We start from the raw sequence: 8510 nt of genomic DNA, 5'->3' as shown, positions 1-8510 counted from the left end.
CTCTGATACATCTAACACAACAACTAAAGGCGACTGATCCTCGCCAAATGGGGAGGCCTGACGATACCAACTAGGGCCAGATAAAATCACGATGGCTGTAATACCGATCACCGACAAGAGCTTAATCGGTAAATGGTTTTTCCATAGAGCCTGCCCGACACGTAACGCATTGAACAAGTGCTTAGGTATGTGATTAAGCCACTTAGTTTTCTTGGTTTGAGCCCGCCAATTAAGGTAAAGCAACCCAATAAACGGTAATGTAATAAGTAGCCATAGAGGACGTATAAAATGAAAGTTTTCTACCATTTGTGCTGCCATACTAATCGCCCCTTTGAATGACGACTTGCTTCTTCCAGTTCCAATAAGAGCTGAACGCCATGAAAATAAGTTGATGGAAAAGAGCAATCAATATGGGTAGATAATGGAAACTTTCTTTATTTCGAAACGTATAGCTTTCAAATACGATAGGTTCAATCTGGTTAATGACTTCATAAATATCACTCAGCTGACTTGGTGACATAGCTAAAAAGCTTTCTCCTCCAGTAATATTGGCTATTTTGTCTATCACTTCCATTTCAATCGCTTGTTCACCTGCAGTATTCGGGCTTCCCATTGCTACAACATGAATTTTAATTCCGTACGCGGCAGCGACTCTCGCTGCATCAATTGGCGGAACTAAACTGTCGGTGTCGTTACCATCTGTCAGTACAACCATGACTTTCTGTTTATCAGGATGGCTGCGCTGCGCTTTGTCTTTAGGTGCCAGTGTCTGCTTTTCATTAATAAATGTTTTGATACCCAGACCAATAGCATCACCTAAGTGTGTACTTGGGCCTGCCATACCTGGCTGTGATTCGTTAAGTAACGTAAGCCAAGCACTGTGGTCTGCTGTAAATGGTGACTGTAGATACGCCGCTTCACCAAACACTATTAACCCTAATCGGTCACCTTTTCGCTGCTGACTAAAATCCGTTAGTACTGCTTTTGATGCGTCAATACGACTAATATCAACCCTATCACTGTCGGTGAAGTCTTCTGTCGCCATCGAGCCAGAGAGATCAACAATGATCAACATATCACGTCCCGATAAGTCCCTTGTTTCTTCAGGTCCTAACCACATTGGTTTAGCCGCAGCAAGAATCAACAATAGCCACCCAGAGGTCAGTGATAACCTCTGCCAAGGTTTAGCCTTTAATGTGGTTGCCCCATTACTAACATTCAAATTAAGGCTATCAATAAGGGCCTGAAAAAACGGGACTTTAACGGCGATTTGTTTGGTGTAATAGCTAGGAGACAAGCAGTAAATTAAAACCGGAATAGGAAGTAAAAATAAAACCCAAACGTATTCGAATTCAATCATTTTTGCTTCCTGTCATGCGTTGCAACCCATCTAATGCATGTTTCTTTCACCTGTTGAATATCTGACTCACTCCAACAGCAAGTTAGGCTTGGTTGATACAACTCGCTTTGCCACTTACTCAATAAAGTTTCGTCGATATGCTTGGCGCATGATGTCTCTTTCAAAAACAGTACCCAATCTAGACCACTTAATTCAGCCACTTTCGAATTCGGGTACGCGAAACACGCCACATGCTTTACCACACTATTCCATCGTCTAAACTCTCCATGCACATGTGAGTTACTGTTCAGCTGCTGTGTAGTGAGTTTCAACGCGCGAATCGCCGTACGTCGGTATGCGCTGGCTCTAAACTGATTTAGTGCTTTGAGTAGTATCCAAAATAGAGTGCACGAAATAATAATGGCTAAGCACTTCCACCCGACAGTCTCGGGTAGCCAACTAACGCCAGCAGGAATTGAAGGCTCAATAAGGTCATTCAATAGAATATTATTTCGAGACATAAGGCTTCCCGCTCACTTGTTCAAGAAACTGATGAAGATGGTTTCCAGATGTATCAAGCTCAATGACACCTACACCACCAGCTCGTATCATAGAGTGGACTTGGCTACGATCACTTCGTGTAGATTGATTATACGATGCTAATTTTGAGTTCAATTCTGGCCCTACAGGCAGCTGAGAATGACCATCACTAATATGCATTGATTGTCGAAAGCTAAGGTCAAGTTCCATCGGGTCATTGATAGCAACCCCCAGAACATCGTTATGCCTTTTTAACCATTTGATGGCGTTGATATCTTGCTCATTCACACCAGCGAAGTCGCTGATCATGACAACTAAACTTCCCTTTAACTTCAACTTAGTTAGTTTATTCAACCCTTTACTGAATCCAGACTGCAAATTGGAGAAAGGCTGAGAGTGACTTATTTGAGAGCAATTAGCATGCGATAAGTCTTCGTTGGCTTTAGTCAAAGTGCGCAATATTCTAGAAACATGGGCAGGGTTGCGCTGAGGCTTGTACCAACTCATCCCTTCATCATTAAAAATGAGCGCCCCTACTCGATCGCTGTCACTAGTTATTTTCCATGCACAACAAGCAGCGATATGAGCTGCTACCACCGACTTCATCGTGTCTACCGAAGAAAAGAACATTGACGTTCGCTGGTCAATAAACAGGACGACCGAAAGATCTCTCTCTTCACTATAAACACGAACATGAGGGTCACCCGTACGTTGCGTGACTTGCCAATCAATGCTTCGAATGTCATCACCCATTTGGTAATGGCGAAACTCTTCAAAATTAAGCCCTCGACCACGATATTTGGACAAACGTGTACCCGAGAGTTTGCTGATAATTTTCGATGTCGGAGGCAGACGAAACCCTTTCGATTTCATCTTCATAGCCATTAGCGATTCAAAGGGCGTGACCACTCTAGGATCTAAGTTCGTATTCATTAGCTCCCCCTACGTTAAAGGAACACTAAGTAACAGCTCGTCAACAATCTTGTTTTGGCTTACGGAATCAGACAAAGCTTCAAAGGTCGGTGTAATTCTATGACCTAACACTGAATGGACGACACTCCTTACATCGTCAGGTGTTACATAGTCCCTACCTTCAATCCAAGCATGGGCACGACTGCATTTATCGAGTGCAATCGAAGCTCTAGGGCTAACACCAACGTCTATCCAATTATCGAGCTTCGAATTAGGATACAAATGTGGGAAACGCGTCGCCATCACCAGATCAACAATGTATTTCTTTAACGGTTCTGAAGTATGAACGCGCTTTACCTCTTCCTTACCTAGATTCATACTTTCAATCGCACATAAAGATGCCGTGGGTTGTGAATCTACTTTTTGAATATCACCCATCTCTTCTTGACGAACTAAGTCGATAATATTCATTTCAGAATCAGCATCCGGATAGTCCACGGTCACTTTCATAATGAATCGATCCATCTGTGCTTCTGGCAATGGGTATGTACCTTCTTGCTCTATCGGGTTTTGCGTTGCGATCACTAAAAATGGTTCCGGTAGCGGCCTTGTCTCACCACTCACAGTGACGGTTCCTTCTGCCATCGCTTCTAGCAATGCTGCTTGCACTTTAGCCGGAGCCCTATTGATTTCGTCAGCAAGCACCATCGAATGAAAGATAGGACCCGGTTGGAACGACAAGGTCGATGTTTCTTGATGGTACACTTGTGTTCCAGTCACGTCGGCAGGAAGTAAATCGGGAGTAAATTGAACTCGTCCGAAACCCAACTTTAGGATGTCTGCTAACGTTTTTGCTGCACGTGTTTTGGCTGTGCCGGGCAGCCCTTCCAGCAATATGTGACCGCCCGTTAACAATGCAATGAGCATTGACTTAGTGACATGCTCTTGGCCAATGATAGATTGGTTAACTTGACCAATCAGCTCTGTTATCGAGGAATTAATATGAGTAGACATTAGGCTCACCTTATAACGTCAACGTTAAGCAATTAGTAACGACTTTCGAGATCAGTAACGACTGCTGCTGGCGCAACCTTCTTCAACTCATCTAAGCAAACTTCAGCGTTTTCCCCGATACTCAATTGCGTATCACATAGGGCGTACAAGTATTCTGGTTCCGGCTGGTACCCATAAATACGTTCATATATTTTTGCTGCATCATGTGTGTTCGATTCCCTAAGTACAGTTGCRTAGGAATATCCGTATATAACGTTGGATGGCGCAGATTCATAAGCCCGTTTCAAATGCGCTTTCACTTTGGCTGTTTCATTTTGGCGGTGGTAGGCCAACGCCAGGCTATAATGGAGTGCAGGATTCTCAGGGAATGACTCTARACTTTGTTCGAGAAAAGTGATGGCACGGGCATGTTGCTGGGTATCTTTTAGGTACTCAGCATGAACAATAGAAATACGCGGATCGTGATACTTCTTACTGATTTCTGCATAAAAAGGTTCAATCAACTGCGATTTGTTCTGAATTCGATAGAACCAAGCTCGCTCTAAATCCCCTTCCACATCAAACGGTAGGTTCTCAAGGTGTTCACTAACCGAGGGTTCTAAAACCTCAACATGCGACTGAGACAACTCAGGCCACAATACAATTAAAGTCCGAACTGCTTCTGCTTTTACAGGTGCCGACGAATCACTTAACAGTGGTGATACAACATCCCACTTAGCTCTGCCTTGCCATTTTCCTGCCGCTTGAATCGCCGCGATACGCATTTCGTAATATTGAGAACGCGACGCTCTCGCCACAGCAATAATGGCATTAGGGCCATAATACGAACCTAGAGCGACAGTAGACGCCACTCGCTGATCTAGCGGAAGTGCTTCATTTTGTGAATATTCAGCCAGAACAGACTCTTGTTGTTCGACCAGCGAATCGGCTTGTACTGTAGATGATTGTACTAAATTCGCACGTTCCTGCTGTTCCAAAGCAAAACAGGAGCTGCTCAACGTAACAGCGCTGAACATCACTGATAAATTGATAAAAATGCGAATTGTCGACCTAAGTTGCTTGCCCGAAGGCAATAATTGGTTAGAAGACGAAGACTCGCCAAAAAATGATGTTTTCATTGGTCGAATCATGCTTTGTTCCTTTCCATTTCTAGCAGTTGCGATAACTCTTGTGCTCTTACCAACAAGGCATGCATAAGGAAAACGTCAGACGTCATTTCAAAGTCATTCATCACCAACCACTGGTTCAGTGCGAACAATGCCTGCTCTTTACTCACATTGTCTAAATCTGATTTCAAGTAGCCTAGTACTTTTAACGAGTTTACGAATTCAGGGTGGTTTACCTCTGGCATAGGAAGAGTGCGAAATTCAGGCGCATTGACCATAAGCAGCGCACCGTAATTTGACTTAGCCACCTCGTAACGTGTGCGTTTACCTTTATATTCGTCACCACAGCGCTCGTCATTAGGGCGCTTTTGGCACAAATTGAATAACTGAGCAAACTCTGTATATCGTGAGCTCTTAGTCTCAAAGGCCATGGAAATAACCGCATCAACAGATTCAGTTTTGAACAAACGATCCACCTCTACCTCGCTGTTCGGTGACGCCATAACAGAAGAAGCCAACAACAATGTGGTAGCGAAAAACACAGAAGCCGTTTGTAATGCTCGGTTTAGTTTTTTCATGATGACTCCTATTTGAAATTGATTTTCATAGCGTCAGCGTTAATCCCTTTATGGATCGGGTAGCCCATTGTCGCCACGACCATCGAAATATAAGGGTCAATATGAGAGAAGAATTGTTTCCAGCCAGCACACAGGTAATTCAACCCTGCTTCACCATCGAGAGCTTTTAGGAAACGGTTTTTAGGGCATTCGCCAAAGCAAGCAAACTGGTAAGGGCATTCTCGGCACTGTTTAGGTAAGGTTGACTCTTTTGCACGACCAAATTCTTCCTGGCCTTTCGAAAACTGCATGTCTTCAAGCGAACTGTCCGTGATGTTACCGAGCGTGTATTCAGGGTACACATAGTGATCGCAGGCAAAGACGTCGCCATTGTGTTCAATCGCCAAACCTTTGCCACACATTGGAGCCAGCGTACAAAGCGGGTTTACACGCCCCATCCACGTTTCTATGCAAGACTCAAAATAAGGTACGTTCACCTTACCAATGTCATTTTCTAACCACTCATCAAAGATGGTGCACAGGAATGTTCCCCATTGAGATGGAGAGACACACCAAGACTCCACCACTGAGTTAGGGTGGTTTGGTTCAGTTTCTGGCATACCTTGAAAAAGGATTTCGGACTCTGGCCATTTTTGCGGAGCGGTGTCGCGAAAAGACTTAGGCTCTACGATTGGAATGAACTGCATTTGAGGAGATCGAATCACATCTCTTAGGAAGCGATATACTGCTAGAGGGTTAGCACCTGTAAGGTTATTCACGCAGGTTAACGTCGCAAAATTCACGTTATACTTATGAAGGATCTCGACGCCTTTCATAGTTTGTTTGAAAGTGCCACGGCCAGAGCGGTTGGTGCGATACGCATTATGAATCATCTCTGGACCATCAATACTTAGACCGACCAAGAAATTGTTTTTGCTTAAGAACTTACCCCATTCGTCGGTCAGTAATGTACCGTTAGTCTGCAGGTTATTCTCAATGGTGACGCCTTTCGGACAGTATTTTTTCTGTAGACGAACTACGTCACGGAAAAAGTTCACACCAAGTAGCGTTGGCTCACCCCCTTGCCAATGAAAAACAATTTCTGGGTAGTTCTGCTGTTCAATGTACGTTTTGATGTACGTATCAAGCATTTCTTCGCTCATGCGAGTCGCGCAGCCGCGTTCGTGCCCTAAAAGCTCTTCTTTGCTTAGGTAGTAGCAGTAAGTGCAATCAATATTACAAGAAGAGCCAATTGGCTTGGTCATAATATTCATGCGTTGTGCTGGAGCATTTTTTGGCAACATTTCAATGTTTCGTTGAGCTGATGGTTTCATAATGTTTACTCTCTGGTTGCTCACTATCACTGTGCTTACTGCTTCCCTAAGTACGGAGATGAATAGTGTTCGTTCATCGCTTTGCGCACATTATTGATAAACACCCAGTAGAAATAATCAGTAGTATTACTGCTTAGCGCCTTTTTGATGGCTAAGCCCTATCCAGCACTCTTTTCACAAACAGAAAAAGCGGACATTACGTCCGCTTTGATTTACTTATTCCCAAATAAGTAGTGTGTACTTTGTTGCTCAATCGAGCTTATTGATATTGAGCACGCTGCCAAATATTCATCTTCTCAACGATTTGGTCGATAGAGAACGAACCTGGTACCTGACGTGGTGGGAACTCCTGGAACGACTGTAAGAATTGGAACGTGTAAGCCGCACCTAAGTACATGTATGGCAGGTGTTCAACACGCCATTGCTGGTAACCCACACCATCTTTATGTGCATTTTCGTACGGGTCTTGACGTAAGTTGAAAATATAAGGGAAACGTAGCTCTTCGAACTGACACTGCCATGTTTCAACGCCGTGACATTCGTTCACGCTGAACATCACTTTCCAGTCACCCATACGAACCGCTGAAATATGGCCATCATCCGCTGCGTATACAAAGCCCTTACGTGGCCATTCAACCGAGTTGTCAGCCGTCGTGTTATTGCCTTTCTTAAGCGCTGGCATTAAGTCAAAGCCATCTAAGTGAACTTTGTAGTCTGTACCGTTTAGCTTCTTACCTTTTTTCAGGTCAGCAATAATATTTTTCTCACCCGCTGCGCCGAGGAATGTTGGCGCCCAGTCATTGTGAGCGGCAATTTCATTCGCTACAGAGCCCGCAGGGATCTTATTCGGCCAACGCATCATTGCAGGAACACGGAAACCACCTTCCCACGTTGAGTTTTTCTCGCCGTAGTAACGAGATGTCGCACCATCAGGCCAAGACCATTTCTCTGCGCCGTTATCCGTTGTGTACGACACAATGGTGTTATCAGCGATTTTCAGTTCGTCTAGCTTATCAAGCAGTTGACCAACCATATTATCATGCTCAACTAGGCCGTCTCCGTATAAACCACCACGCTTAGATAAACCTTTCGACTCTTCTTTTAAGTGAGTCCAAACGTGCATACGTGTTGAGTTAAACCATACAAAGAATGGCTTCTTCTCTTTATGTGCGCGATCGATGAAATCTAACGCTGCTTCTAGGAACTCTTCATCCACGGTTTCCATTCGCTTAATGGTAAGTGCGCCAGTATCTTCAACACGTCCGTCCGCAAATGAATGAATCACACCACGTGGGCCAAAACGTTTCTTAAACCCTGGAGCTTTCGGGTAATCAGGATGCTCCGGCTCTTCTTCTGCATTCAAGTGATACAAACTGCCTAGGAACTCATCGAAGCCATTCGCTGTTGGTAAGTGCTCATCACGGTCACCTAGATGGTTTTTACCGAACTGGCCGGTCATGTAACCTTTGTGCTTAAGCATAGTTGCGATAGTTGGGTCTTCATGACGCATGCCTTCAGCCGCACCAGGCATACCAACCTTGGTTAAGCCCGTACGCATCGGGTGCTGACCTGTGATAAACGCTGAACGTCCTGCTGTACACGAGTTCTCACCGTAAAAGTCTGTGAATAACACGCCTTCGTTTGCAATACGGTCGATATTTGGAGTCCAGTGACCCGCCTGTCCACGTGTGTAAGCACTGATATTATC

At 44.4% G+C, this 8510-nt stretch carries 8 protein-coding genes and 1 pseudogene; all 9 read right to left on the bottom strand.

Annotation, left to right across the window (positions count from 1 at the left end; genetic code table 11):
- Window positions 1-318: pseudogene (locus L4C33_RS16985) on the bottom strand (vWA domain-containing protein); the annotation flags it as partial.
- A gap of 1 nt (window position 319) precedes the next feature.
- Window positions 320-1360, bottom strand: coding sequence for a VWA domain-containing protein (locus L4C33_RS16980; RefSeq protein ID WP_428813598.1), 1041 nt, complete (start codon window positions 1358-1360; stop codon window positions 320-322).
- On the bottom strand, window positions 1357-1860 hold the full coding sequence (locus L4C33_RS16975; protein WP_428813597.1) for a DUF4381 domain-containing protein: 504 nt from the start codon (window positions 1858-1860) through the stop codon (window positions 1357-1359). The genes L4C33_RS16980 and L4C33_RS16975 overlap by 4 nt, the downstream gene beginning before the upstream one ends.
- Entirely contained in the window at window positions 1847-2812 is a 966-nt protein-coding gene (locus L4C33_RS16970) for a DUF58 domain-containing protein (RefSeq protein ID WP_428813596.1), read from the bottom strand. The genes L4C33_RS16975 and L4C33_RS16970 overlap by 14 nt, the downstream gene beginning before the upstream one ends.
- 9 nt (window positions 2813-2821) lie before the next feature.
- Entirely contained in the window at window positions 2822-3805 is a 984-nt protein-coding gene (locus tag L4C33_RS16965) for an AAA family ATPase (protein ID WP_428813595.1), read from the bottom strand.
- 32 nt (window positions 3806-3837) lie between these two features.
- Window positions 3838-4935 carry a tetratricopeptide repeat protein gene (locus tag L4C33_RS16960; protein WP_428813594.1) on the bottom strand — a complete coding sequence of 366 codons (1098 nt, stop codon included), beginning with the start codon at window positions 4933-4935 and terminating at the stop codon, window positions 3838-3840.
- A complete protein-coding gene (locus L4C33_RS16955; protein ID WP_428813593.1) occupies window positions 4932-5489 on the bottom strand; it encodes a hypothetical protein in 558 nt (185 codons plus the stop codon). Before L4C33_RS16955 ends, L4C33_RS16960 begins: the two co-directional genes overlap by 4 nt.
- An 8-nt stretch (window positions 5490-5497) precedes the next feature.
- Window positions 5498-6802 carry an anaerobic sulfatase maturase gene (locus L4C33_RS16950; protein WP_428813592.1) on the bottom strand — a complete coding sequence of 435 codons (1305 nt, stop codon included), beginning with the start codon at window positions 6800-6802 and terminating at the stop codon, window positions 5498-5500.
- Between the two features lie 259 nt (window positions 6803-7061).
- On the bottom strand, window positions 7062-8510 hold a 1449-nt coding region (locus tag L4C33_RS16945; RefSeq protein ID WP_428813591.1), incomplete at its 5' end, for an arylsulfatase.

Origin of the sequence: Vibrio makurazakiensis, assembly GCF_050337375.1 — a bacterium.
GTDB classification, from domain to species: domain Bacteria; phylum Pseudomonadota; class Gammaproteobacteria; order Enterobacterales; family Vibrionaceae; genus Vibrio; species Vibrio makurazakiensis.
Note: the sequence above shows the minus strand (reverse complement) of the source record. Positions and strands in the feature narration are given on the sequence as shown.